This window comes from Streptomyces kronopolitis (assembly GCF_014646275.1).
In the GTDB taxonomy this organism is placed as follows: domain Bacteria; phylum Actinomycetota; class Actinomycetes; order Streptomycetales; family Streptomycetaceae; genus Streptomyces; species Streptomyces kronopolitis.
The window spans coordinates 1-22,112 of sequence record NZ_BMND01000008.1 but is presented as its reverse complement, the minus strand read 5'-3'; the positions used below and the strand labels follow the sequence as shown (position 1 = coordinate 22,112).

Here is a 22,112-nt window from a genome sequence, read left to right as displayed (position 1 = left end):
CGTCGGTGGTGGTCACAGATGGTGCCCAAGGAGCTCGGATTCCGAACGTGCTGCGGCCCCGGGCGCCGGGCGCGGTACCAGGGGCCGCTGACCTGCACGAGTCCCATGGGGTCCAGACGACCCGTGCACGTGTCACCACCCTCAACGCTCCCCGGAGCCAGCAGGACACGGCCCGCTTCTATGCGGCGGGTTGAGTTCGGCGCGGCCGAACAGCAGGGCGTAGCCGGTGGGAGCCTTCCCAGGAGGCGGGTGACCCGGTCGGGGCCGGCGGGGCGGCGACGGCCGCGAAGACGGAACCGGTGCCCCAGCGGGCGGTGGCCGGCAAGGCGCCGCTGCGGGCGGCGAAGTCCTCGACGAAGGCCCAGCCGCCCAGCGGCTGTGTGTCAGGGATCTGCACGGTCAGCACGCGTGCGGCCTCCAAGGGCAGGCAGGCGGACAGACCCATGCGTGCGTCGCCGGTCAGCTGCCGTCCGAGCCCGGCAATAGGCCTGACAGGCGGCCTCGTAGGCCCGCTCGCGGGCGGGTAGACGCCTTCGTTGCGGACCTTTTCCAGCACTTGATCCATCACTCCGAACGCGCGCAGCTGCCGGGGGCCTTCATGTCCGGGTTGCCTATTATGAGACCGCAAAGTAACTTTCCACTTGGAAAGTTACTTTGCGTGCGGGAGTGATGGATGGACGAGTACCAGGTGGACATGGAAGTTGTGGCTCGTCAGCGCCGGGCCGCGGCTGCGCGGGTTCGGCTGGGCTGGTGGTTTCCGGTGTTGATCGCGGTGTCCTGGGCGCTTGCGGCCACCAGTGCGTTCCCGGTGGCCGGTTTCCGACGCCTGGGCATTCCGGACCTGCCGTACGGCCAGGCCGGCGGCCTGCTGTTCTTGGCGCTGATCGCGGTGTTCTCCGTGCGGTCCGGAATGAACCGCCGGGACGTGGGGCCGTTCGCGGCGTATCCATCGCTGCGTCGGCGCTTCCCCGCGTTCGTCCTGGTGTCCCTGGGCGGCTTGGCGGTGGTGTTCGGGCTGGGCCGGCTGAGCGGTTCGTCGAGCAGCGCCGCATGGGCGGCCATCGCGGTCGCGGTGGTCACGGGGGGCGGGATCGCGTTCTTGCTGACCTGGATGACTGCGGGGATCCGCGGGGACATCCTGACCGGAAGTCAGTCGCGGTGACCGACACACCCGTGGGGCTGGACCCGGTGATCCATCCGCTGCCGAAGCTATCGATCTGTGCCCTGCTGGCCGCAGGTCCGCAGTGGGTAGATTTCCGCACGGTCCGGGAGGCGACGGGGCTGAGCGATTCGATGGTGTCCAAGCACAGCCGCGCCTTGGAGGAGGCGGGCTACATCGAGATCCGCAAGGGTGGGACGGGGCGGCGCCCGCGTACCTGGTTCCGAATGACCCCTCTGGGCCAAGACCGCTACAGCGGGCACGTCGCGGCACTGCAGCAGCTCCTCCAGCATGAACCTGACCAGAACGCCGGCCCGGACGCCTGACTTCCGCGTACGTGAAACTGCCGATCGTGCGAGAGCTGTGAGTGCGCCCCAACCGTGCAGAGTGCTGCCGGGCATCCCGAAGTCTTGAGGTGCCCGGCAGCCTCTGTTCGATCAGCTACATGCCCAGGCAGCCGAGAACGCTGTTGCCGTAGTACAAGGACACAGCCGCCGCACACGCGGGCCCCACGGCCGCGCACGGCCCGCCGAGGATTCCCATGACCCAGCCGGGGATCGAGTCGTCATCTATGCACTTCTTGAGGTCGTCCAGAAACCCGCCTGCTGAATGTGGCCACCCGAGGTGAAGCCCGCCTGGAGGACGTGACCGCCCGGAGTCGCCTTCGACGACCGGAAGTCCAAGCAGGTGATTGAAGTACCAGGCGGCGCGGCGGGTGTGGAGCCCGGCCTGGCCCGGGGGCGGTACGACGACTCGGGGGTGGTCCGGGGTCGGTACATGTGCCGGGCCAGCGAGCAGGACCTGATCCTGCGAGCGGTCAAGCCCACGGCCAAGCAGCAGCCGCACTTCCGCCACCGAAACAGCCAGGAGTGCCCGGCCTCCGCCGAGCGGCGCCGTCAGGTCGACCTCGAGGTCGTCATCGATCTGCGGGACCGGCTGATGCGGGCCTGGCCCGGAGTGCCCATATGCCTGGAGCTCCCCCAGGATCCGCAGGAGACGGAACCGGGCCAGGGGCCGCCGGCCGGTCTGCCACCGGGCCTGGCACGGCGCCGGAACGACTCACGTGTGGTTCCTGGCCAAGGACCCGCTGCAGTTCGCCCGGTGCGGCAAACTCCCCGTCCCCCCGCGCGACCGTGACCGGGACGTCCACGCCACGGTCGCGCCGACCGAGCAGCAGCTCGCCATCATCGCCGCGGGCGGCGGGGTTTACTGGCTGGACGGGCAGCAGGTCTCGTCCCCTACGGTGTCCACGACTTCACCCACGCGCCCCGCGATGGCGAGGAGGACTGGAACTTCACCGACTGGCGTCGCCGCAAGGAATGACACAAGGACTGGCGCATCAGCCATCCCGTCCCCGCGCCGGACGCCACCCGCTGGGGCCTGGTGCCCCTCTCGCTGCACCAGATGACCAGCACCAAAGCGACCTTCAGTCTGACCGAGGCGCGCGACATCATGCAGCGCCTTGAAGACGTCCAATGCGCTCGCTGGCGCAGGCGTCGAGCCGACGCCCGCGAACTGCACGCCGCCCGCCACACACCCCCAACCGCGTGCTGCCTCCCGCCTTCTTCTTGCCGGGCGCCCGTTCCAGGGCAAGGACTGAGCACACGGTTGTTGTTCAGGTTGCGTATGTCGTTTCGAGACTGACATGTCAACGCCCGGCCGGGCACAGAATGAGGTGCCGCAGCGGGCCAAGAGGGGCCAAGACAAGAGGAGCCTCGGCCAATTCCAGCCGTGGCCATAGACTCACGTGAGGTCCTGCTGTGTCTCGGGGCAACCGAAGGGGTACTTCCAGGCCGCGCCTTTTCTATCGCTGGGCGTGGCGCCCCCGTCGAACTGGGCCCTCCTGGCCAGCCTCGGCCTGCATCTGGGCGGCAGCCGCCTTGCGGGCCTTGAGGACCTCGAAGACCACCGGGATCACCGAGATGAGGAGGATGCTCACCAGGATGGATTCGACGTGCTCCTTGATGAACGCGATCTGGCCCAGCCAGTACCCCGCGACCGTGATACCCGTGCCCCAGCCGACGCCACCGATGATGTTGTAGGTCAGGAAGGTGCGGTACTTCATCGAGCCGGCGCCCGCGACCATCGGGGCGAAGGTGCGGATGATCGGGACAAAACGGGCGAGCACGATGGCCTTCGGGCCGTGGTGGTCCATGAACTCGTGCGCCTTGTCTAGGTTCTCCCGCTTGAGGATCTTGGAGTTCGGCCGATTGAAGAGCTTCGGTCCGAAGTACTTGCCGATCATGTAGCCGACCTGGTCACCGATGATCGCGGCGGTCACGATCAGGGTGCAGACCAGCCACAGCGGCTGGTTGATGTATTGACCGTTCGCGACCAGCAGACCCGCCGTGAACAGCAGGGAGTCGCCGGGGAGGAAGGCGAACAGTCCCGATTCGGCGAAGACGATGACCAGGATGCCGACCAGGCCGAAGTGTGAGATCAGATAGTCCGAGGACAGCCACTCAGGGACGAGCGCAAGCGTGTACACGAGTTCCGGGCTCTCCTGGATCGGGGGTGTGCCGGCAGGGTGCGGCGAAGCGGTGGGTTCCGACTCTTCTCATTATGAATCAAGGCCGGGAAGTTAGGGCTGGCGTACGGGCTGTCCAGCTCGCGGGTGGTCAGCAGGAGGGTCTAGGCAGTTTCGTTTGGATCATCGGGCTGACCAGAGGAAGATGCCTGCGATGTGGAGCCCGGCGAGGTAGATGGTTGCGGTCTTCTCGTAGCGGGTGGCGATTCCTCGCCACTGGTCGGGTAGCCGGGTCACGGCGACGTGACCCGGCTACCCGACCAGTCGCGCGGCCTGGCCACGCGATCCGGCGGCCCGCGCCGCAGCCGACCGATGACGCGAGCCGCCTGGGCCCGCCCATCGGGTCCAACATCGCGTATATGGCGACAGTTTGCTGGATAAGTGGTTCAGCTGGCGATGCCCGCCAGCTGAACCACTGGGTCACCATCGCGCGGCCGCGGTGCGCGTCACCGGGTGGTGGCCGTCCACAGGTAGGAGCGAGCGAAGCAGCCGGTCGGCTCGACGAGCGGCGCCGCTCCCTCGACATCGCCGAGTTCCTCGGCCCGGTCCTGGAACGACACGGTGGTCTCCAGCCGCACGGCGAGCAGTATCGTGGTCTGCGAGTCCAGCGCGGCCATGCGGCAGCTGCCCCAGGGTCTGCGTGGGTGCGTTGCTCGGGGTCGTCAGCGCCGGCGCACAGGGCGGCTTCGACCCAGGTGCCACACCGTTGTGGGCCCATGCCAGGGCCACCGCCCGCTCATCTCGGCGTAACGCTCGCAGCACGGTGGCCAGCCAGGAGAGGCGTGGCCCATTCGCCGAGGAGCGCGGTCGAGACGGCCTCGCGCCAGCGCTCCACTGGCCGGCCGATCACTTCGGTGGCGAAGGAATCCACCACGTGATCTTCTCCCCGGGCGGCCGCCTGGCAGGTACCCAGCGCCTGCGCAAGGCGAAGGGTGCCCTCGCCCACTGCACTGACGCTGTTGATGATCGGAGGCGGGATCGCCCGGTCGCTGAAGAATCTTCGAGACAGAGCACCGTCGTCTTCGATGGCCACAAGGCTCGGCGAGACGGGTGTCGAGCCTTCGCCGCTCGTGATCAAGTTGCGGCGGTCTAGCCGGGCCCAGAAGAGCTTCATGGGCACGGTGTTGCCTTCTCTTCTCAGCCCTGGCATGGATGGTGTTCGGCACCCCCCCCCCCGGTGATCTGTGTCACATGCGAGCTGTTGGTCCTAGGTCGCATGGGTGAGTGCGGGGCGTGGTCGGCGCGCTATCGTGGAGCTCCTGATGACCGCCGATTCCGACAAGATGGCAGGAGTGCCCCGCGTGGCCGAGGACCCCATCGCGCACAACGAGCTCGATGCGTTGACCCGTCGTGTCGTGGCTGTCGAAGATCGCGTCGAAGCGCTGCAGGTGCAGGCAGGTGGCAACTTCGCGGCTGTGATCGAGGGACAGGCCGCGCTGCGACGTGAGGTCCGGGACGGCTTCACCCAGGTTAGCGCCCGCTTCGACGCACTTGAAGCGAAGATGGACCGCAATCAGGCGCATATCGTCGAGTTGCTGACCGCGCTGGTCGGCAAGAACCCGAACGAGAACTGATCATCCCATTCGTGGCCGGTACGGCCGTCGCCCAGGTGACGAGCTGATCCCGGCACATATTAGGAAGGCTGCCCGGACCTGCGAGGCACGGGCAGCTCTTTCGTCGGTCAGATGGCGGGCCACGGCGGTATCCGCACGACGACTACCAGTGCTGGAGCCCGCTGGTCTCTGCCGTCGGCTGTGAGCCGGCTTCCTGCTTCTGCCAGTGGCTGGCCAGCAGACCGTAGAGGAGGGTGTCGGCCCATTCGCCGGTGTTGATGTTCAAGGTGAACTCGGGGCGCCGTCCTTCGAGATTGAAAACAGTGCGTTCCAGCAGGCGGGCCGAGCGGGTGTTGCGGGCGTCGCATTCGGCGGAGACCCGGTGCAGTCCCCGGCGGAAGAGGTGGCCGAGAATGGCGCGAACAGCTTCTGTCGCGTATCCGTGGCCGTGCAGGGCCGGGGCGAGGGTGTAGCCGAGGTCGGCCTGCAGGCGGTTGTCGTGGAGGTTCACACCGAGGTCGCCGGCCAGGCTCCGGTCGGCTTTGAGTTCGATGGCGTACTGGAACCAGCCGGCCTGCTCGGGGTCCTGTCCGCCGTAGACGCGGGCCTGCTCGGTGGCGGCCTCGGGGGTGAGGCGAGGGCCATGCTTGGTATCGGGCTATTTCCCGGGTCATTGCGGTATGCCGCCATGGGGGCCGCGTCCTGGACTCGGAAGCGGCGCAGGACCAGGCGCGGAGTCTAGATCTCGGTCATCGGCACAGTTTCGCAGGCGCAGGCGGTCGTAGTCGTAGCCCTTGTCGGCGTGGAGCTTGGCCGGGCGTCGGCGGCCTGATCCGGCCCGAGCGGCCTCTCACGGGCCAGGATCTCCAGAAGATCCGCGCGGGCGCTGAGGTTGGCGACCTGGTCGGGATGGATCTTCGGGTACTTGTGGTCGCAGCCCAGGTTGAGCAGCAGGCCGAGCGCGATGAGCCCTTCCACCGCATATCCGGATACCGCCAGTATTCTCTCCTGGCTTGTTCGGTGTGCCCTGGGCCTGCGCGAGCGGGAATTTCGAAAAGAATTTCTCCCGCCCAGAATTGGCCATTCTGGTGGCGCAATGACAACGCTTATATCGCAAACTCAAGGCCAGGTAGCTGATGCTTGCAGAGCAACGCATGTCAGGCGGCAGTTGCCACAACTTCCGATCATGGCGCGCAGGTTGATGGTCATTGCCAAGAGGAAGAGAAAGGTGAGGGATGATTTCACGGAAAGTACGAAGCGTGGCTGTGGGCGCATGCTTGGCAGTCGCAGCCAGTGGCCTTTCGTTCTTGTTTGCCGCTCCGGCAAACGCTGATCAGGCGGACTGCATCACCTACCTCAAGAGGCACGGCTACACCAAGGCCTGGGCCGGAGTTCGGCACGCTTGCTCACGCGACGGCGCCTGGGCTGACGAAAACTGGTGCTGGATCGAACTCACCAGTCTCCGCGTTGACGGGGGCGTGGCAGGTGAGGCGTGCAGGAGAGCCCGGTGGTGATCAGCGGCGAACTCTAAGAGCCCGGCCCCGTATGCCGCTTGCCCATTGCCCCCAAAGGCGGGAGAGCCTGGCTCGACCCTCGCCAGGACCGCGCCTCCTGGACGAGATCACCGACGGCCGATGCGACGGCTGGTGCTTCGCTGCCAGCGGCCGCGGCCTCGATGGCATGCTGGGCTGAATGAGTGAGTACGGGTCTCGGCCGGCGCGATATCGTGGAGCGCCTGATGACCGCTGATTTCCATGATCTGGCAGGAGTGCACCGCGTGGCTGAGGACCCCATCGCGCAGAGCGAGATCTCCGCGCTCACCCGCCGTTTCGAGCAGGGGCAGGAGACGACCGCCCGCGAGTTCGGGATCGTCAAATCAGATCTCACCGCGGTGCGGCTCCAGGTGGGGAACCTGGATCAGAAGGTGGGCGGGCTGGACGAGAAGGTGGACCAGCTCACTGAAAACGTGAGCGAGGTCAGCGGCCGCCTCGATGCCCTCGCGGGTGAGATGCGCACCGGGAACGCGCAGATCCTGGAGCTGCTCTCCCAGCTCGTGGGGAGGAACCCCGACGCCGGCTGACCATCGCCGCGGACACAAGGCTGCCCGGACCTGATTTCAGGTCCGGGCAGCCTTGTGTCGTGGGGACGGCCAGGTAGTCAGGTGGCCGCTGCAGGCCGCGGGGGCGAGGCGGGGGTGGCGGCCTGGAGGGCGGTGAAGTGCCGCCGGGCGACGGAGCCGGAGCCCAGCAGCAGACCGGCGGGAGTGAAATGCGGGGCGCCCAGGTGTCGTTCGAGGGCGGGCAGGTAGTTCCACCGCACACCGGGGTGGGCGGAGTGGGCGTAGTGGTAGAGGTCACCGCAGGGGAGCCAGGTTGCCGCGGCGAGGTGGGCCAGGACACGGCTGCGGGTGTAGAGGCGCAGGCACCGTCCGGCCTCCACCCAGGCCGGGGAGCCGGTGCGGTGTTCGGCGTCGAACCAGGTGTGCTCCACCAGCAGTGACATCCAGGCGAGCTGCGGATACAGCAGCAGGCGCGGGACGAGCAGGCCCCAGACCAGGCCGGCCCAGCCGCCGGCCAGGTAGGCGCAGGCGAGCACCGCGGCGACGGCCGCGGTCCGGCACCCGCGGGCAGGGGGGTGGCGCAAGCCTGCGGCGAGGCCGGTGACCGTGGCGCGGATGCCGCGGGCGGTCAGCGGGTGCACGAGCGCGACGGCCAGGCGCAGCCGGCCGATGCCGGGGTTCAGTCCGGCCTGGCTGAGCTCGTCGAGATTGGGGTCGATGCCGGTCTCCGTGGCGTGAGGGTGGTGGTCCCGTACATGCCGCTTGCGCCGCAGCACCACAGGCCCCAGGCCCAGCGGCAGGTGCGCGAAGAGCTCGGCGAGCAGCAGATTGGCGCGGGCGGTGCGGGCGAGGACGCCGTGCACGGCGAAGTGGCTGACCTCTTGCAGGTGACGGAACTGGATGGCGACGCCGACGGCGGCCGCAGCCGCCGCCACGGGGCCGTGCGCGGCGAACATCCACCAGCCGGTGATCTGCAGCCACTGGCCGGCCAGCAGAGCGGTGGGAGTCCAGTTGTTGGCGCGAGCGCGCTGGAGCGCTATCAGCCGGGCCGCATAGGCGGTGCGAGGCCTGCGGCGGGAGAAGTGCAGCCGGTCGATCTGGCACAGGCCGATGCCGGCGGCGATGACAGCGAGGCAGAGCAGCATGAACGATCCCCCAGTGAGCGGCGGGAAGAACCCCGAGAGTCACCCAAAGTACATCTAGCCCACTAGCTTGTGTTTGTGGGGCAGCACTTCGGCACGGAGGCGAGCGTTCATCGCCAGACGGCCGACACCGCGGCGGGCATCGCGCTCCGCCCAGGGGCAGGGCGCCGACAGGGGCTCAGGTGACCCGCGCGCCGCACTGGTGCTGCTGACAGGAGCGGCGGGTGGCCTGGACGCCCTGCTCCAGCGCGTGCCCGTACTCGTCCTGGAGCTGGTGCACCCGGCTCGTCCTCGCGGCCTGGCCAGCGGCATCAACTGCGTTCGTTCGCGTTGCATTCTCGGGTTGACGGCCCTTGGTGTGGTGGGTAGACCCAAGGAGCTGACATCTCATCTGACCTGGGAGCCGTATGTTCTCCGCGCGCCGTTTGGCTGCTGTGGCCTGCCCGTTGCTGCTCTTGTCCGCGGCCGCGTGCACAGCCGGCACCGGCCACCAGGATGCGAAGCCGTCGTCGGCGGTCCCGGCCGCCTCGCCGACCGGCGGCTCGGATGCCAGCGGCCTTCGCCTGACGGACGTGATCGGCCGGCTGAAGGTGTCCCGCGAATCCCGAAGCGGGTACGAGCGTGACAAGTTCCACCTGTGGACCGACGCGGACCACGACGGCTGTGACACCCGCAAGGAAGTGCTCCTGGCCGAAGCGGTGAAGAAGCCGCGGCAGGGCAAGAACTGCAAGCTGACCGGCGGCACCTGGCGCTCGTACTACGGTGCGGCGTGAAGTCGCTCCCCATCAGCGCATGGGACTCCGGTGCCTCGAAACGCCGGAGCGCCGGGAACAGTACGCCAACGACCTAGACGGTGAGCGCAGTCTCGTCGCAGTCAGCCTGGGGCCCAACAGAACCAAGGGGGATCAGGACCCCGCGGAGTGGATGCCGCCGGCCAAGGACGCCACCTGCACCTACGCCACCGACTGGGTCACGGCCAAGCTCCGCTGGCAGCTGTCCGCCGACCGTGCCGAGATCGCGGCCCTGCGCACAATCGCCGCAGGCTGCCACGACGCGACGGTGATGATTACGCCTGCGCCGTAGCCGCTGCTGGACCGGGGCCGCCGTAGGTCAGATGCGGTTCGGCCTTCACTGGCCGCCTCTACAGGGCATCGACTCCGTGGGCGGCGCGGTCGCCGTCCCAGTTGTCGGCGTCCAGCATCGGGCGGGCGAGGGCCTCGTACCCCTGGAGCAGCATGGGGGCGGAATCGATACCGTGCCCCCACATGCTCTCGAACCGCCCGACCCACCGCTCCACGCCCTTGAAGTAGACGCTCGATCGGCCCCGGGTGTAGTCGGCGTCACCCTGCTCCTCCTCGACCAGGACGGCGGCGGAGGCGATGATGACGAAGTCCACGGCCTGGTCGGCGCGCAGCCGGTCCCGGACCGCGAGGCCGCAGACGACGCCGAGTTGGCGGTGGTGGTTGATGAGTTCGAGCAGCGGGCGGGCGTAGTCCTCGCGCACCAGGTCGTCTCGGAAACAGATGAACAGGCGGTCGATGCTGCCGCCGGCCTGGATGAGCCGCCGGTTGGCGGCCAGGTATTCGCGGCGCTGGGTGAGCAGCTGGGGGTTGGTGGTCAGGTCCGCGGCCAGGATCCGCTTGGGGAGCGTCTCGCTGCCGTTGAGCGTTTTCACGAGCATGACCGACAGACGGGGGACTTCGCTGGCATAGACGCGAAGGTGCCCGTCGGCGATCTCGCCGTAGTCGGAGATCAGCTCGCTCTCCAACTGGGCGCGGACCAGGTCGTAGTACGCGGCATCGTCCATGGCCTTGAGGTTAGTGGCGCGGCGCAGGGTGAGAAACCGTCGCCTGAGCCACAAATGGTTGGCCGTCAGGGCCAGCACCAGCACCGTCTCTGCGATCAGCAGGGCGTTCTTCATGCTGGCGCGCTCGTTTATCCAGGCGACGACCGGGACGACGACGCCGGCCAGCCCGATCACCCCGCTCAGCACGGGCGACCCCACGAGATCGGCGAGCCGGCGGACCGGGTCCTGGCGCGATGCGGACATGACGAAAATCCTCCCCCTTCGGCCAACAGGCCTTTAGCGATTCGTTGGTTCCGGGCCCTTTGCGTCACACGACAGGATCGGGGCGATCGGAGATTGCGTCAGCGGCGTTTCGTCCCCGGCGGCGCGGGGACGGTGTAGGCGATGTCCCAGCGGTCGGCCGGCACGAGGACGTCTGCGGTCTCCACCGGCCGGCCTGAGGCGTCGTAGTGGGTCCGGGCGATCAGCGTCGCCAGCGATCCGACGATCGCCCCCGCCAGCAGCTGTGCCTGGGCGCGGGTGAGCTGGATTGGCCGCGGTACCTCCACGGCTTGGGTGACGGTGATGCCCAGGTGTGCCATCCGCGCGGCGACGCCGCGGCCGGCGAGCGGGCCGCCCTCGGGCAGGACCACCACCGTCCCACCGGTCAATTCCATCGGCTCCCAGCTGGTGGAGATCATCACCGGCCGGTGGCGGGCGTCGAGGAACTCGTACTGGGTCCGCACACACAAGGCACCGCTGTCGAGGTTCAGACGTTCGGCGATCTCGGGAGGTGCGGGAAGCTTGGCTTCGCTCTCCGCCTCCCAGGTCCCGCAGAAGCCGGCCGGGGCAAGCCCTGAAAGGTCGGCGACGCCCGACGGCGCGGGCGTGCGCAGCAGAGTGCGGCGATCGTGCGGGGAGCGCACGTAGGTCCCCGACCCCGTGCGCCCCTCCAGGAGGCCTTCGGCGATCAGGGCTTCCTGCGCGCGGCGCACGACGTTGTCACCGAAGCCGCCGAACTCGGCGCCCAGGGCGGATCGGGAGGGGAGCTTGTGGCCGGGAGGCCAGGTGCCGTCGGCGATGCGAGCGCGGATTTTGTCTGCCACGTGCAGGTAGGGAGCGATGACTCCTTGGGTGCCGTCGGCCATGCCTCTCCTTGCCGTGCCACTGCGTTATTGACAAGCTAGTCCACTAGCCAGAAGCTAGTGAGCTAGAAGTGCGCCTAGTGATGATGAGTTGATCGAACGTGACCGGAGTGCACGACAACCAACGAAGTGCCGCGGTCAACGCAGCCACCGCCCAGCTCACCGCGCTGACAGGCAACCAGCCCCGCGTCACCGAGGAACACGGTGTCGTGCGCATCGAGGTCGAGGTCCCCGAGGACCTCCTGGCCAACCACTGGCCGCGCCTGCACGCCGTACTCGACCTCGGCACCACCTACGGCCTGCGCACCACCACTTCCGGGAACACCGCCTGGCTGCGCTTCGAGACAGGAGACACCCCCCGTCCATGACTGCCGCCCGCGCCCGCCGCCCGGCTCCCCAGGGCTTCGCCAAGGGGCACGGAGCGGAGAACGACTTCGTCGTCCTCCCCGACCCCGACAACCGTCTGGACCTGTCCAACGAGGACGTGGTGCGGCTGTGCGAACGCCACACCGGCCTGGGCGCCGACGGCATCCTGCGCGCGGTCCGCTGCACCGCCACCCCCGAGGCCACCGCCATGGCCGCCGACGCCCAGTGGTTCATGGACTACCGCAATGCCGACGGCAGTCGCGGAGCGACGTGCGGAAACGGCATCCGCCTCTTGGCCCGCTACCTCGTCGACGCCGGCCAGCACGAACCCGGTGCCTTCGCCATCGCCACCCGCGCCGGCCTCCGCCACGTTCACGTCCCCACCCGCTCGCACGACGGCAGCGGACCGGTCACCGTCATGATGGGTCGCCCCCGACTGCCCGGATCCGACAGCATCGAAGTGGCCGTCGGCCACCGCCGCTGGCCGGCCTTGCACGTCGACATGGGTAACCCCCACGCCGTCGCCTTCGTCGAAGACCTTGCCCACGCCGGCGCCCTGCTCATCGCACCCATCGTCACCCCACTCCACGCCTACCCCCACGGCGTCACCACCGAGTTCGCCACCCTGCGGGCACCTCGCCACCTCGCCCTGCGCGTTCACGAACGCGGCGTCGGCGAGACCCGCGCCTGCGGCACCGGAGCCTGCGCCGCCGTCGCCGCGTTGCGGACCCGTGAAATGCACTCGACTGCCGCCCGCTACACCGTGGATTCCCCTGGTGGGCGACTGCGCATATCGGCGCATGCCGACGGAACCATGGACCTCACCGGACCAGCTGTAGTCATCGCCCACGGCACCATCACCCTCCCCTGCACCCAGGCCTGAGCGCCTCGGCCAACCGCCGTCCGGCATCCCGTAGGCCGGGCGTCGAGACCCCGTCCGCATTCCGAGGCGGCGCGCGAGTCGGAATCGGTCAGGAGTGGGCTGTTAGCTCCTCGATCCAGGTGGCTGAAGACCACGAGTTCTCCCCCTCCGCACCCGCAGATCTCTCGACTGCGACCCGACCAAGAAGTGGGGTGATGTGGCAGCGGGCGACAGTACGCGCCACGGGTGTAAGAGCGCTGACTCAATCGGTGGCGTCATCCCAGAGACGCTCCCGCCTCGTCGCTTTGTGGCGCTGTCTCTCATCGTCCCAGACCTTCGCCAGGATCAGAGGTTCGGCGCCGCAGACACGTGCGAACCGTTCGATGAAGAAGCGGGTAGGGAAGCACAAGCCATGGAAGAAGTCTGCGAGTTCAGATGGGACAAGGTCCATTGCCGAGGCGATGCGATGCTCCGGGATATCGGAAAGTCGGGCTACCTGAATCAGGACCTGCCCAAGGTAGGGCGGGCCTGGTCGCGCTATTACCTCGCACTGTCTTGGACTGAACGGCATACGGCTTCGATCCCTTCGGGGCGCTGATGAACCAGTTGGCGAATCGTCCCGACAGGGTTGGAGCCCTGTGGGGACACGGGGACAGGCCTGAAGCGGTCCTGTCCCCGTGGGCGTCTACGACATGAGTTGGGCGCAGTACGCCTTGACGCACGCAATGACGGCGGATGTGAGAGCCATCATCAGCACCCCAAATGGGTCAGCGGGCGGTTCCGGAGCCGCGAGCCACTGGCATTGCAAAGCCACCAGGCAGCAGGGAAGCCCGTCCCTTTGGAGCCGTCGCTTCCGAGCACGAGTGAAGCGGGAGGCCCGATTCAATCGAGGGCGTTTTGGTTTGCCGCGGGCGCGGCGAGGGGATGTCGACATCACGACCTCCATGTCGTGGGCAGGGTCCTGCTTCCTGGGTAGCAACAGACAGGCAGGGCCCTGCAGTTCATCCGGCTATCCGGGTCATATGGAGAGTAGGTGGATGCGACTGACCGTTTCGACGGCAGTCAGGGGTCGTCTACCTCAACGCCACCTCGAAAAGTCATTCGGGTGGCGTTCGCCAAGCGGCGAGTGCTCTGCGCGAAGTTGAGTGCACGCGGGATATTCGCGCTGGTCGAGCCCCGCTTCAAGGAGCTGCGGCCGCTCCCGGCGATATCGCCCAGTCTTTCGATTCTCTGTTCAAGGTAGCCCCTACAACGACACTTCGGGGAGCGGAGAAAGTGTTGCGTGCGCCTGCACTTGCAGCCCTCACGCCGGGAAGTAGATCAAAAGGCACATAGCCGGATCGGGATCGTGCCATCCTGCAAGAGCGGTACATGCAATTGCATCTCTCGCACAGGGATGGTCCTCGGATTCGGAGGTTGGCCATGGAAGAAGTTGGCACGGCGACTGGTGACGTTCAGGCGTCGGCGGGGCTGCTGACGCCGGCGTGGCGCAAGAGTTCCTACAGCAACGGGGAGGGCGCGTGTGTGGAGGTAGCTCAACTCGGCGACGAACTGGTGCTCGTGCGGGATTCGAAGGTCGCTGATGGCCCCGTCCTGCGCTTCCCCAGTGCTGTAGCGGCGGCGTTCACTCGCGCTGCGGCCATGGGGCACCTCTCGCGCTAAGCGCGGGCGCACGGCAACAGGTAGGCGGTCGCAACCGTCGCGGTCTCATTGCTTGCCGGCCGGTTGTCCAGTAGACCGCCCGCCAGCATCGGCCAGGAGTCGGCATGTCCGCTCTGTATGGACGCCAAACCGGCCAATGCCGGTCGCCAGGGGTGGACACGGGAGCGTACCGACCAGTAGGCATAACACTGATGCAAATGCATCCGCACGGTCACCGTGACCGAAGGAAGGCAAGACGGCTCCAAGCGGAGGGGGACAGCGTGGATGGACAACCGGACGAAGGCTTCGATGGTGATGCGGGTAGCGAGAGGGACTTAGAGCAAGACCGGCCCCACAGCGCCCGCATGTACGATTACTATCTCGGTGGAAAGACGAACTACCTAGTCGACCGCGAGGCGGCACAGGAGGTCGTCGGCCTCTTCCCTTCAATCCCCGCGGCCGCTCGGGCGAACCGGGCCTTCATGCACCGCGCAGTGCATTACCTGGCCAGCGAATGCGGCGTCCGGCAGTTCATTGATATCGGCACTGGCATCCCGACAACTCCCAACCTGCATGAAGTCGCACAGTTGGTGGACCCTGGGTGCCGGGTGGTCTACGTCGACAACGATCCCCTCGTGCTGATGTATGCCGACGAACTGCTCGACGGCACTCCCGAGGGCGAGACTCACTTCGTCGAGGCCGACGCCAATTCGCCCGAGAAGGTTCTTCGGGCAGTGCGCGCCACGGAGAGCCTGAACTGGAAGGAACCCATAGGGCTTTCTCTCCACGCCTTACTGCATTTTGTGCCCGACGCTGCCGATCCCTACGGGGTAGTTGGCGCCTTGGTGGCCGAATTGCCTCAGGGTTCCTACTTGAGCCTGACGCACTGTACTGGCGACTTCGATCCCGAATCCTGGGCCGCCGTCATCGACGTCTACGTCAGCAGCGGGACCCCGACTCAGGTACGCAGCAAGGACGAGGTGCAGCGGTTCTTCCAGGATTTGGAGATGGTCGAGCCCGGCCTTGTCGTGGCGCATCGCTGGCGACCGGAGCCGCACAGCGGACCCAGCCTCCACTCCGATGCCGCGGTTTCCCTCTACGGAGGAGTGGCGAGCAAGACTTGATTGCCGAGACGCCGGGCCACCGGGCCCGGCGTCCCTCAACGAAGGCGCTCCGTCAGGCCCGACGCCGCAGAGCCTGTAGCCGGCGGGTGGACACATCTCGGCGCAAGCAGGAATTCCGCAGGCGGTCAAACGCCATGGCCTGGAGGTTGACCTGCTCCTTCTCCTGCAGCAGGAGACCACTCAGGTGGTGCTCCATGTAGCACAGATCGGGAAGGACCTGCTCGGCAAAATCAAAGATGGTGGTTGGCCCGATCAAGGTCGGCATGTTCAGGCGTCCCTGTTCGGCTATTCGCATCACGAAACGCGGATTGTCGGTGAGGCTGATGAGGTGATCGAGCTGACGACGCATGATCTCGTAGCTACCGTACGGGCGCAGCAGCGTGCTCTCGTCGATCACGACGATCAACTTTTTGCCCTCGCCCCGTGCGAAGCGGTCGGCGCGCTCCTCACGCAGCTCCACCCGCCGCGTGATCTCCCGCTCAGAATCCCGCGGGCACATCACCCTGAAGACGGCGCGAGCGTAGTCGGGTATCTGCAAGAGGCCGTAGAGCAGTTGTGGCTCAAAGGACCGGATGCGCTGCGCAGCGTCCTCGAAACTCATATAAGTGCGCAGGTGGTTGCTGGAGACATCCGACCAATCCTGATACCAGGGCCGCCTGTTAGCTGTGGTCGTCAGCTCCAGCAGGCGCTCCCGCTCTGACTCGGCCTCGATCCCATAAACGCCGTATAAGCACTGAAGGTCGGCCCGCTTGAACTTCTGCTGACCGGTTTCCAGGCGGCTCAGCTTCGCGCTGGAGAACCGCACCGGCGCCCCTGCAGCAGCCTGCAACTCCCGGGCGCGGCCGGCCGCCCCTTCCAGGGTCAGCTTGAGCCGTTCGCGATGCTCCCGCAGGGAACCACCCGCGATCATCGCCTGCGCAGTCGGCACCTGCTCGGTATGCAGGTTCCGCACTCGCTGCGGTTGAGCCCGAGCTGCCTGGGCTGTCACAACACCCTCCCTAAGCTAATCAACCCACCGGTCACGCGAGTACCCATAGTGCAGCACGAGAGTGATTGGTATACCCGCTAACGGAAAAAGGACCCCATCTCGCACTTATGTTCCACTCAATTCCGGGCAAACTGCAGCTGGCGCGGCTCCCAGCTCCGGAAATCGTCGACGCACTCGGTCAACGAACCGCAGGCTAAGGTCCGGCGCCTGGGCGAGCCACGCCAAGATCTCGGACAGCCAGCCGGCGAACGCCATCAGCTCGCGCTCTGGCGGTGGGTGCGATTGGCCTGCAGCAGAGCGTCGCCCTTGCGCCGATAGCCCATTACCGCGTCGAAGACGACCTTGGGCGGCTTGAGCGAGTAGGCGTGGTTGAACTCGGTGACCGCGAGGTCGAGGTCGTCAAGGGTTCCCGAGCCGAGCGAGGTCGCCTCCGCCTGCCGGGTGAACTCCATGGCCTCGGCGGCGGCCTGCTCCAGGATCTGTGTGGCGGTAGCCGGGGCGGCCATGGCCAGTCCGGCGAGCTTCACCGCGTCGCGACGCTTCGTCGCTCCACCTCCGTGAAGGTCTGCGAGCCCACACCCGGTCGTTCCCCCTTCGGGAAGTGTTCCCTCCGAGCTGTGTCCGTTCCAGAGCGGAAGAGACCCGTCCGCAGCAGGAGCGCCGGCCGAGCGAAAGCAGCCCTCCGGAGATGGTCCGCAGGCTCACCGACCGGTCGCGGTCGTCGACCCGCCGGCGTTATACCCGCGCGGCCTCCGCGAGCTGCCAGCCGTGCTGGAGAAGCACACCGGGGCCTGGGTATCTCCTCAGCCTTCCTCAGCTTCACCGCATTTTGGCGTGGTTCTGCGAAGATGACGAAGGCGGCCGACCCCACTAAGAGGAGCTAACAGAATGCTCTGACACGTCGGTAGGTGATCACGCAGCAGGCAAGCTTGAGGAAGGCTTCGTGGATGTCGTCGCGGATCTCCCAGCGGATCCGCAGGCGGCGAAATCCGTGGATCCAGGCGTTCGTGCGCTCTACCACCCAGCGGACAACGCCGAGGCCGGAGCCGTGCGGTGTGCCGCGGCGGGCGATGACAGGCTTGATGCCTCGCTTCCACAGCAGGCGGCGGTACTTGTCGAAGTCGTAACCACGATCTGCGAACAGTTGCCGTGGTCGGTGGCGGGGGCGCCCGGTGCGGCCTTTGACGTGGGGTATCGCGTCCAGCAGCGGCAGCAGCTGGGTGATGTCGTGGCGGTTGCCGCCGGTGAGCGTGATGGCCAGCGGGGTGCCGTGCGCGTCGGTGATTACGTGGTGCTTCGAGCCGGGTCGGGCGCGGTCGACCGGGCTCGGCCCGGTTTTGGGCCGCCCCGACGGGCCTGCCTGTGTGAGCCGTCGATCACCGCCCGGGACCAGTCCAGCTTCCCGGCCTGGTGCAGCTCGGTCAGCAGCACCGGTGCAGTCGATCCCACACCCCGGCCTCGTTCCAGTCACGCAGCCGACGCCAGCAGGTCATCCCGGAGCCGAAGCCGAGCTCCTGGGGCAACCATTCCCACTGGATACCCGTGTGCAGCACGAACAGGATGCCCTGCAGGCACTTACGGTCATCCAATGGCAGCCGGCCCGTATTTCGCTCCCGCCGAGTGCGAACCGGCAGCAGCGGTTCGACCCGACCCCACAGGTCATCCGTCACCAGCCACGGCGGGCCCAGTCCCTTCCCCACGGCTTATCCAACGAGGCGACAGGCAACGGGATATGGGCCCGCCAAACGATTCTGTTAGCTCCTCTAAGGCTGGGGTCGGCCGCCTTCGTCTATGGCCGTCTCAGGTGACGGATGCGGATGCTCAGGTCAGATGGTCGAAGGCGCCGGCCTTCGCGCCGGCCAGCAGAGCCCCGATCTCGCCCCGCGTATACACAAGCGGGGTCTGCTCGGGGCGCTTGGAGTCCCGTACGGCGATCAGGTCGTCGATCACGCCGAATTCCACGCAGTTGTCGTTGCCGCCGCTGAACGGGCTCTTCTCCCAGGTGACGGTGGAGAAGTCCAGTTCGGCGGGGTCAGGCTTGGTGTTGCTCACTTACAGCTCCTTGAGCATGCTCTTGATGCGGCTGCGGGTCTCGGGCGGGCCGAGGGCCGTGGCCCGCAGATGGTCAAAGACCTCGGTGTAGCGCCCCACATCCTCAGCCCCCTCGAAGCACACCGAGTTGGTCAGATTCTCCACCCAGACGACGTCCGGGTTGGGTTCGGGGAAACCCATGAGCATGAACGACCCGTACAACCCGGGATGGAAGCCGGCGTCGAACGGTAGAAGCTGCAGCGTGATGTTGGTCCGCGGTTCGACCTCAAGCAGGCGTTGGAGCTGGCCTCTGAGAACGGCGGGCGATCCGCTCATGCGCCGTATGGCGGCTTCGTCGATGACCGCCCACAGCTTCGGGGCGTTATCGCCGCCCAGCGGGGCCTGACGGTTCATCCGAACCGTCACCAGGGCGTCGATCTGCTTGGCATCCAGGTCCATCCGCATCGCTGAGATGACCTTGCCTGCGTAGTCGGCGGTCTGCAGAAGGCCCGGGATCAGCTGCGGCTCGTACGACCGCATCGATGTCGCACTGGCCTCCAGTTCGAGGTATCCGCCGTACTGGGTGGTGTTGATGACCGCGGAGTATTTGCGCCACCATTTCTGCTTCTGCGCCTGGTCCGCGCGGACCAGGTCCAAGACGTCCTCCCGGACTGCGGTGTCCTTGACGTCGTAGCGGTCGAGCATCGCCTTCACCACGACGGGAGTGGTGCCGCGTTCGCCGGATTCGATCCGGCTCAGCGTTCCAGGGTTGATCTCGATGTCCTGCGCGGCCTCGGCCATCGTCAGATCCGCTGCCTCGCGTAATTCCTTGAGGCGGGCCGAGAGTTGCCGGCGGTAGACGGACTTGGGGGCAGGGTTTCTCTTCCACGCCATGCGCTCAGTCTGGCCTCTGCCCGCGACATGGACAACCAATCTGAGGAAACTCGATTGGGCATGTTGCCCAACTCGTGTTGCCCAAGGCATGCTGACTATCGGTTGCGAAGTGTGATGCCTTTATCGCTCTTCGTGTCATATGCCATTGCCTTGCGCCGACTTCCCGGGAGTGCCTCACGCCGTCGGGGGCCGACGTGCCGACCCACAGGGCGAGCCCGGCCCGGCTGGCCGCGGCCGGCTGCCCGTTCTGTCGACTGGGGGAGCACGCCATGCACGATGACACGATCCGAAGCCAGCCGTACGGCCCGCGGGCTGCCTGCGGCTTCTACCTGGTGCACCGCGCTGACGGGTTCGCCTTACACATGAGCGCGAGTGCCCAGCACCTGAGGGAGATGCGAGCCGAGGTCTTCAAGGCGGTCACCGGGGCCGGTGGCGGCGAGGACGTCGCTGATAGGGCTCGGCTGGTGGCCAGTGAACTGGTGGGAAACGCCGTCCGTTTGTGCGGCCCCTGGACACCGGTGATCGTCCAGGTCGTCCACCACGATCAGCACGTCCTGGTCCAGGTCCACGACCCTGAGCCCGCCGCGCTGCCCGCCCGACGGCCCCAGGCCCAGGACAACGCGGACGCGGAAGGCGGCCGGGGCCTTTGGATCCTCGACGCGCTCGCCCCGGCTGGTCGGTGCACTACACCCCCGGTCGGCAAGCAGATCACCTGCACCCTTCTCTGCCGCGATCCCGTCCCCACCTGACCGGACGGCCCCTTGGTTCCGGCAGTTGATGCCGCCCTTTGAGTCGATCATCTGCTGCCGGGCCGCACGCCCTCGGGCTCCCGGGAAGCGTGCGGCGGGCACCTCCACCTCCCCTGGGGTGCCTTCGCGGCCTGGCCGCTGCCGCACAGAGTGCCGGCGGCAAGGCCGCCCACAGCGATCGCAACTTGCCGAACCGTCCTCGCCACTGCTCGGAGGCTTTTGATGACGCTTGAGACAACTCGCGTGACCAGTGTCGGTACTGTCACCGTCCGTCCCGGCCGTCCCCCTGTCGGGGACTGTGCGGGTGGACGGTTCGAAGAACGCTGCCCTGCCGTTGCTGGCTGCTGCCGCATCCCTTCGCCGCGGCGTCCACCTGTCCGGCGTCCCGGCCAGCACGGACGTGTCGCGGATGCTCACTCCCCTGGAGAGGTGCGGCTACCGCGTCGTCCACCCGGTCACCGAACCGGCGGCCGTCGTCGTCCTGCCCGGACCTCGCGGCCGCGAACTTCCCGTGCTGGCTGATGCCGCCCGCATCCGGGCTTCGTACTACCTGGTGCCACCGCTGCTGTCCGCCTTCGGCAAGGCCTCGCTGCCGTGGCCGGGAGGCTGCGAGATCGGGGACCGCGGCATGGAACAGCACTTCAAGGTCTACGAGGTGTTCGGGGACACCGTCCTCTTCGACGACACGGGATACCAGGTGATCGCCGGCAGTTCCGCGAGCCTGGTCACCGTGAACCTGCCGTTCCGTTCACGAGGTGCGAGCATCGCCGCGATCCTCCGTACGGTCATCGGCAACTGCCGTCTGGAGCTGGGCAACCCGAACCTGTCGCCGGAGACCACCAGCGTGCTCGCGGCCCTGCGGGCGAGCGGGTGGCAGGCCCACGCCAGCGAGGGCAAGATCACCCTGGCCCCTCCACCCGGCGCGCCGGCGGGAACGGTGTCCTGGACGGTCCCCGGCGACAAGGTCAAAGCCGGCACCCTGGCCTGTGCCATCGCGGCCACCGGCGGAACGGGCCGCATCGAAGGCGTGAACGGCTCCGACTTACGGGCCCTGGCTCAGCTGCTGGACTGGACCGGCATCCCCGTCACGGTCGCCGCCGACGCGGTCACCGTCCACCAGGGCCGGCCGATCAGCGGGCGTCCACTGCGGGCGATCGCGTCGCTGGCGCCGGACGGCCTGGACGCCGACTTCGAACCCGCCCTGATCGCGCTGGCCCTCGGCCTGCCCGGCACCCACCTGTTCGCCGACTCCATCAACCCCGGCCGCCACGGCAACCTCCTGCCCCAACTCGCCCAGCTCGGAGCGCGGATCGACGCCCTCTCACCCACCCAGTGCCGGGTGACCGGGCCCCAGTGGCTGACGGGAGCGCAGGTGAACGCCACGGACATCCGCACTGGCTCCGCCCTCCTGGTCGCTGCCCTGGCAGCTCACGGCACCACGACGGTCACGGGCCTGGACCAGCTGCGCCGCGGACATGCGAACCTGCCCGCCAAACTCCGCTCGCTCGGCGCCGACATCACCGAGGTGCCGCGATGATCCGGACCCTCGCGCGGATCGTGGCCACCACCGATGTCCACTCCGCTCTCGCCGACGCCGGCGGCATGCTGGCCCACCTGCACGACCTGCGGCCGACCTCGCTGATCGTCGACTGCGGTGATTTCTTCGAGGGCACCGGCTACTACCAACTCGGCCGCGGCCGGCTCGAACGGGAGATCCTCACCACGCTCTACGACGTCCTCGCCCCCGGCAATCACGGCTGGCCGCACTACTTCGAACCCGGCCTGCACCAGCTCACCGTGTGCGCGAACGCGCGGAGCGACATCGACGGCAAGTCACTGTTCGGCCGCATACGCATCCTCGACATCGCCGGACGCCGGGTCGCCGTCACCGCCGTCATCGGCCGGCAGGCATTCGATGCCATCCCCGCCGCCCAGCGTCGCGGCCAGCACGTCATCGACCCTGCCCGGGCTCTGCGGGAACTGCTGCTTGAGCACCATCACCATGTCGATGCCTGGATGGTGCTGTCCCACTCCGGCTTCGAGACGGATCTGGAGCTGGCCGCGGCCTGCCCGTTCGCCGACGTCA

Annotated in this window: 23 protein-coding genes and 4 pseudogenes; 13 read left to right on the top strand and 14 right to left on the bottom strand. The window is 67.5% G+C overall.

Annotated features, from left to right (window positions below):
- Window positions 1-141 precede the first annotated feature (141 nt).
- Window positions 142-565 (bottom strand): annotated as a pseudogene (locus IEY78_RS11755) (DUF2267 domain-containing protein).
- Between the two features lie 108 nt (window positions 566-673).
- Between IEY78_RS11755 and IEY78_RS11750 the strand changes: the two are divergent.
- Complete coding sequence (locus IEY78_RS11750; RefSeq protein ID WP_189097788.1) at window positions 674-1,162, top strand: hypothetical protein; 489 nt, start codon at window positions 674-676, stop codon at window positions 1,160-1,162.
- Window positions 1,159-1,485 carry a winged helix-turn-helix domain-containing protein gene (locus IEY78_RS11745; RefSeq protein ID WP_229699877.1) on the top strand — a complete coding sequence of 109 codons (327 nt, stop codon included), beginning with the start codon at window positions 1,159-1,161 and terminating at the stop codon, window positions 1,483-1,485. Before IEY78_RS11750 ends, IEY78_RS11745 begins: the two co-directional genes overlap by 4 nt.
- A 1,508-nt stretch (window positions 1,486-2,993) precedes the next feature.
- On the opposite strand, the pseudogene IEY78_RS11740 reads toward IEY78_RS11745, so the two are convergent.
- The 3 genes and pseudogenes from IEY78_RS11740 to IEY78_RS11730 all read right to left on the bottom strand — a co-directional run.
- A pseudogene (locus IEY78_RS11740) lies at window positions 2,994-3,647 on the bottom strand (VTT domain-containing protein); the annotation flags it as partial.
- Window positions 3,648-4,132: 485 nt separating this feature from the next.
- Window positions 4,133-4,303 carry a hypothetical protein gene (locus IEY78_RS11735; RefSeq protein ID WP_189097613.1) on the bottom strand — a complete coding sequence of 57 codons (171 nt, stop codon included), beginning with the start codon at window positions 4,301-4,303 and terminating at the stop codon, window positions 4,133-4,135.
- A 119-nt stretch (window positions 4,304-4,422) separates the two neighbouring features.
- Complete coding sequence (locus tag IEY78_RS11730; RefSeq protein ID WP_189097612.1) at window positions 4,423-4,800, bottom strand: hypothetical protein; 378 nt, start codon at window positions 4,798-4,800, stop codon at window positions 4,423-4,425.
- 148 nt (window positions 4,801-4,948) lie between these two features.
- Between IEY78_RS11730 and IEY78_RS11725 the strand changes: the two genes are divergently transcribed.
- Window positions 4,949-5,260 (top strand): hypothetical protein, encoded by a 312-nt coding sequence (locus IEY78_RS11725; protein WP_189097611.1) that lies wholly within the window; start codon window positions 4,949-4,951, stop codon window positions 5,258-5,260.
- A 142-nt stretch (window positions 5,261-5,402) separates the two neighbouring features.
- Here the strand turns inward: IEY78_RS11725 and IEY78_RS11720 are convergent.
- Window positions 5,403-5,813 (bottom strand): annotated as a pseudogene (locus IEY78_RS11720) (GNAT family N-acetyltransferase); the annotation flags it as partial.
- Between the two features lie 164 nt (window positions 5,814-5,977).
- Window positions 5,978-6,217, bottom strand: a complete 240-nt coding sequence (locus IEY78_RS11715; protein ID WP_189097610.1) for a hypothetical protein — start codon at window positions 6,215-6,217, stop codon at window positions 5,978-5,980.
- A gap of 799 nt (window positions 6,218-7,016) precedes the next feature.
- Here IEY78_RS11715 and IEY78_RS11710 point away from each other — a divergent pair.
- Window positions 7,017-7,319: a hypothetical protein gene (locus IEY78_RS11710; protein WP_189097609.1), complete on the top strand. Its 303-nt coding sequence runs from the start codon at window positions 7,017-7,019 to the stop codon at window positions 7,317-7,319.
- 77 nt (window positions 7,320-7,396) lie between these two features.
- On the opposite strand, the gene IEY78_RS11705 is transcribed toward IEY78_RS11710, so the two are convergent.
- Entirely contained in the window at window positions 7,397-8,443 is a 1,047-nt protein-coding gene (locus IEY78_RS11705) for a fatty acid desaturase (RefSeq protein ID WP_189097608.1), read from the bottom strand.
- 404 nt (window positions 8,444-8,847) lie between these two features.
- Between IEY78_RS11705 and IEY78_RS34335 the strand changes: the two genes are divergently transcribed.
- Together IEY78_RS34335 and IEY78_RS34330 are read left to right on the top strand one after the other, a co-directional pair.
- Complete coding sequence (locus IEY78_RS34335; protein ID WP_229699876.1) at window positions 8,848-9,213, top strand: hypothetical protein; 366 nt, start codon at window positions 8,848-8,850, stop codon at window positions 9,211-9,213.
- A gap of 19 nt (window positions 9,214-9,232) precedes the next feature.
- Window positions 9,233-9,523: a hypothetical protein gene (locus tag IEY78_RS34330; RefSeq protein ID WP_229699875.1), complete on the top strand. Its 291-nt coding sequence runs from the start codon at window positions 9,233-9,235 to the stop codon at window positions 9,521-9,523.
- Window positions 9,524-9,581: 58 nt separating this feature from the next.
- Here the strand turns inward: IEY78_RS34330 and IEY78_RS11695 are convergent, their stop codons facing one another.
- Together IEY78_RS11695 and IEY78_RS11690 are read right to left on the bottom strand one after the other, a co-directional pair.
- The gene (locus IEY78_RS11695; protein ID WP_189097607.1) at window positions 9,582-10,490 is read right to left on the bottom strand and encodes a hypothetical protein; all 909 of its coding nucleotides are present in this window, start codon (window positions 10,488-10,490) and stop codon (window positions 9,582-9,584) included.
- 98 nt (window positions 10,491-10,588) lie between these two features.
- On the bottom strand, window positions 10,589-11,374 hold the full coding sequence (locus IEY78_RS11690; protein WP_189097606.1) for a GntR family transcriptional regulator: 786 nt from the start codon (window positions 11,372-11,374) through the stop codon (window positions 10,589-10,591).
- 98 nt (window positions 11,375-11,472) lie between these two features.
- Between IEY78_RS11690 and IEY78_RS11685 the strand changes: the two genes are divergently transcribed.
- The 4 genes from IEY78_RS11685 (at window position 11,473) to IEY78_RS11670 (ending at window position 15,364) form a co-directional block, all read left to right on the top strand.
- Window positions 11,473-11,739 carry a hypothetical protein gene (locus IEY78_RS11685; RefSeq protein WP_229699874.1) on the top strand — a complete coding sequence of 89 codons (267 nt, stop codon included), beginning with the start codon at window positions 11,473-11,475 and terminating at the stop codon, window positions 11,737-11,739.
- Window positions 11,736-12,620 carry a diaminopimelate epimerase gene (gene dapF / locus IEY78_RS11680; protein WP_189097605.1) on the top strand — a complete coding sequence of 295 codons (885 nt, stop codon included), beginning with the start codon at window positions 11,736-11,738 and terminating at the stop codon, window positions 12,618-12,620. The genes IEY78_RS11685 and dapF overlap by 4 nt, the downstream gene beginning before the upstream one ends.
- Before the next feature lie 1,350 nt (window positions 12,621-13,970).
- Entirely contained in the window at window positions 13,971-14,261 is a 291-nt protein-coding gene (locus tag IEY78_RS11675) for a DUF397 domain-containing protein (RefSeq protein ID WP_308426878.1), read from the top strand.
- Between the two features lie 197 nt (window positions 14,262-14,458).
- Window positions 14,459-15,364, top strand: a complete 906-nt coding sequence (locus tag IEY78_RS11670; protein ID WP_189097604.1) for an SAM-dependent methyltransferase — start codon at window positions 14,459-14,461, stop codon at window positions 15,362-15,364.
- 52 nt (window positions 15,365-15,416) lie between these two features.
- On the opposite strand, the gene IEY78_RS11665 is transcribed toward IEY78_RS11670, so the two are convergent.
- The 5 genes and pseudogenes from IEY78_RS11665 to IEY78_RS11645 form a co-directional block, all read right to left on the bottom strand.
- Entirely contained in the window at window positions 15,417-16,352 is a 936-nt protein-coding gene (locus IEY78_RS11665; protein ID WP_189097603.1) for a DUF5753 domain-containing protein, read from the bottom strand.
- A 254-nt stretch (window positions 16,353-16,606) separates the two neighbouring features.
- Entirely contained in the window at window positions 16,607-16,879 is a 273-nt protein-coding gene (locus tag IEY78_RS11660; RefSeq protein ID WP_229699872.1) for a hypothetical protein, read from the bottom strand.
- Between the two features lie 353 nt (window positions 16,880-17,232).
- Window positions 17,233-18,040 (bottom strand): annotated as a pseudogene (locus IEY78_RS11655) (IS5 family transposase).
- Between the two features lie 133 nt (window positions 18,041-18,173).
- The gene (locus IEY78_RS11650; protein WP_189097602.1) at window positions 18,174-18,404 is read right to left on the bottom strand and encodes a DUF397 domain-containing protein; all 231 of its coding nucleotides are present in this window, start codon (window positions 18,402-18,404) and stop codon (window positions 18,174-18,176) included.
- Window positions 18,405-19,277 (bottom strand): helix-turn-helix domain-containing protein, encoded by an 873-nt coding sequence (locus IEY78_RS11645; protein WP_189097601.1) that lies wholly within the window; start codon window positions 19,275-19,277, stop codon window positions 18,405-18,407. It lies immediately after the preceding gene.
- A gap of 269 nt (window positions 19,278-19,546) precedes the next feature.
- On the opposite strand from IEY78_RS11645, the gene IEY78_RS11640 reads away from it, so the two are divergent.
- The 3 genes from IEY78_RS11640 to IEY78_RS11630 all read left to right on the top strand — a co-directional run.
- Complete coding sequence (locus IEY78_RS11640; RefSeq protein ID WP_189097600.1) at window positions 19,547-20,026, top strand: ATP-binding protein; 480 nt, start codon at window positions 19,547-19,549, stop codon at window positions 20,024-20,026.
- Window positions 20,027-20,330: 304 nt separating this feature from the next.
- Window positions 20,331-21,563, top strand: a complete 1,233-nt coding sequence (locus IEY78_RS11635) for a carboxyvinyltransferase (RefSeq protein ID WP_229699870.1) — start codon at window positions 20,331-20,333, stop codon at window positions 21,561-21,563.
- Window positions 21,560-22,112: metallophosphoesterase family protein (locus IEY78_RS11630; RefSeq protein WP_189097599.1), on the top strand; the 553-nt coding region annotated here is incomplete at its 3' end. The genes IEY78_RS11635 and IEY78_RS11630, both read left to right, overlap by 4 nt.

Bases quoted from the DNA above. Each gene is read 5' to 3' on its own strand.
- IEY78_RS11735 (WP_189097613.1), bottom strand. From the start codon at position 4,303: ATGGCCGCGCTGGACTCGCAGACCACGATACTGCTCGCCGTGCGGCTG.
- IEY78_RS11690 (WP_189097606.1), bottom strand. From the start codon at position 11,374: ATGGCCGACGGCACCCAAGGAGTCATCGCTCCCTACCTGCACGTGGCA.
- IEY78_RS34335 (WP_229699876.1), top strand. From the start codon at position 8,848: ATGTTCTCCGCGCGCCGTTTGGCTGCTGTGGCCTGCCCGTTGCTGCTC.
- IEY78_RS11750 (WP_189097788.1), top strand. From the start codon at position 674: ATGGACGAGTACCAGGTGGACATGGAAGTTGTGGCTCGTCAGCGCCGG.
- IEY78_RS11725 (WP_189097611.1), top strand. From the start codon at position 4,949: ATGACCGCCGATTCCGACAAGATGGCAGGAGTGCCCCGCGTGGCCGAG.
- IEY78_RS11730 (WP_189097612.1), bottom strand. From the start codon at position 4,800: ATGAAGCTCTTCTGGGCCCGGCTAGACCGCCGCAACTTGATCACGAGC.
- IEY78_RS11675 (WP_308426878.1), top strand. From the start codon at position 13,971: ATGCAATTGCATCTCTCGCACAGGGATGGTCCTCGGATTCGGAGGTTG.
- IEY78_RS11640 (WP_189097600.1), top strand. From the start codon at position 19,547: ATGCACGATGACACGATCCGAAGCCAGCCGTACGGCCCGCGGGCTGCC.
- IEY78_RS11670 (WP_189097604.1), top strand. From the start codon at position 14,459: ATGCATCCGCACGGTCACCGTGACCGAAGGAAGGCAAGACGGCTCCAA.
- IEY78_RS11645 (WP_189097601.1), bottom strand. From the start codon at position 19,277: ATGGCGTGGAAGAGAAACCCTGCCCCCAAGTCCGTCTACCGCCGGCAA.
- IEY78_RS11695 (WP_189097607.1), bottom strand. From the start codon at position 10,490: ATGTCCGCATCGCGCCAGGACCCGGTCCGCCGGCTCGCCGATCTCGTG.
- dapF (WP_189097605.1), top strand. From the start codon at position 11,736: ATGACTGCCGCCCGCGCCCGCCGCCCGGCTCCCCAGGGCTTCGCCAAG.
- IEY78_RS34330 (WP_229699875.1), top strand. From the start codon at position 9,233: ATGGGACTCCGGTGCCTCGAAACGCCGGAGCGCCGGGAACAGTACGCC.
- IEY78_RS11705 (WP_189097608.1), bottom strand. From the start codon at position 8,443: ATGCTGCTCTGCCTCGCTGTCATCGCCGCCGGCATCGGCCTGTGCCAG.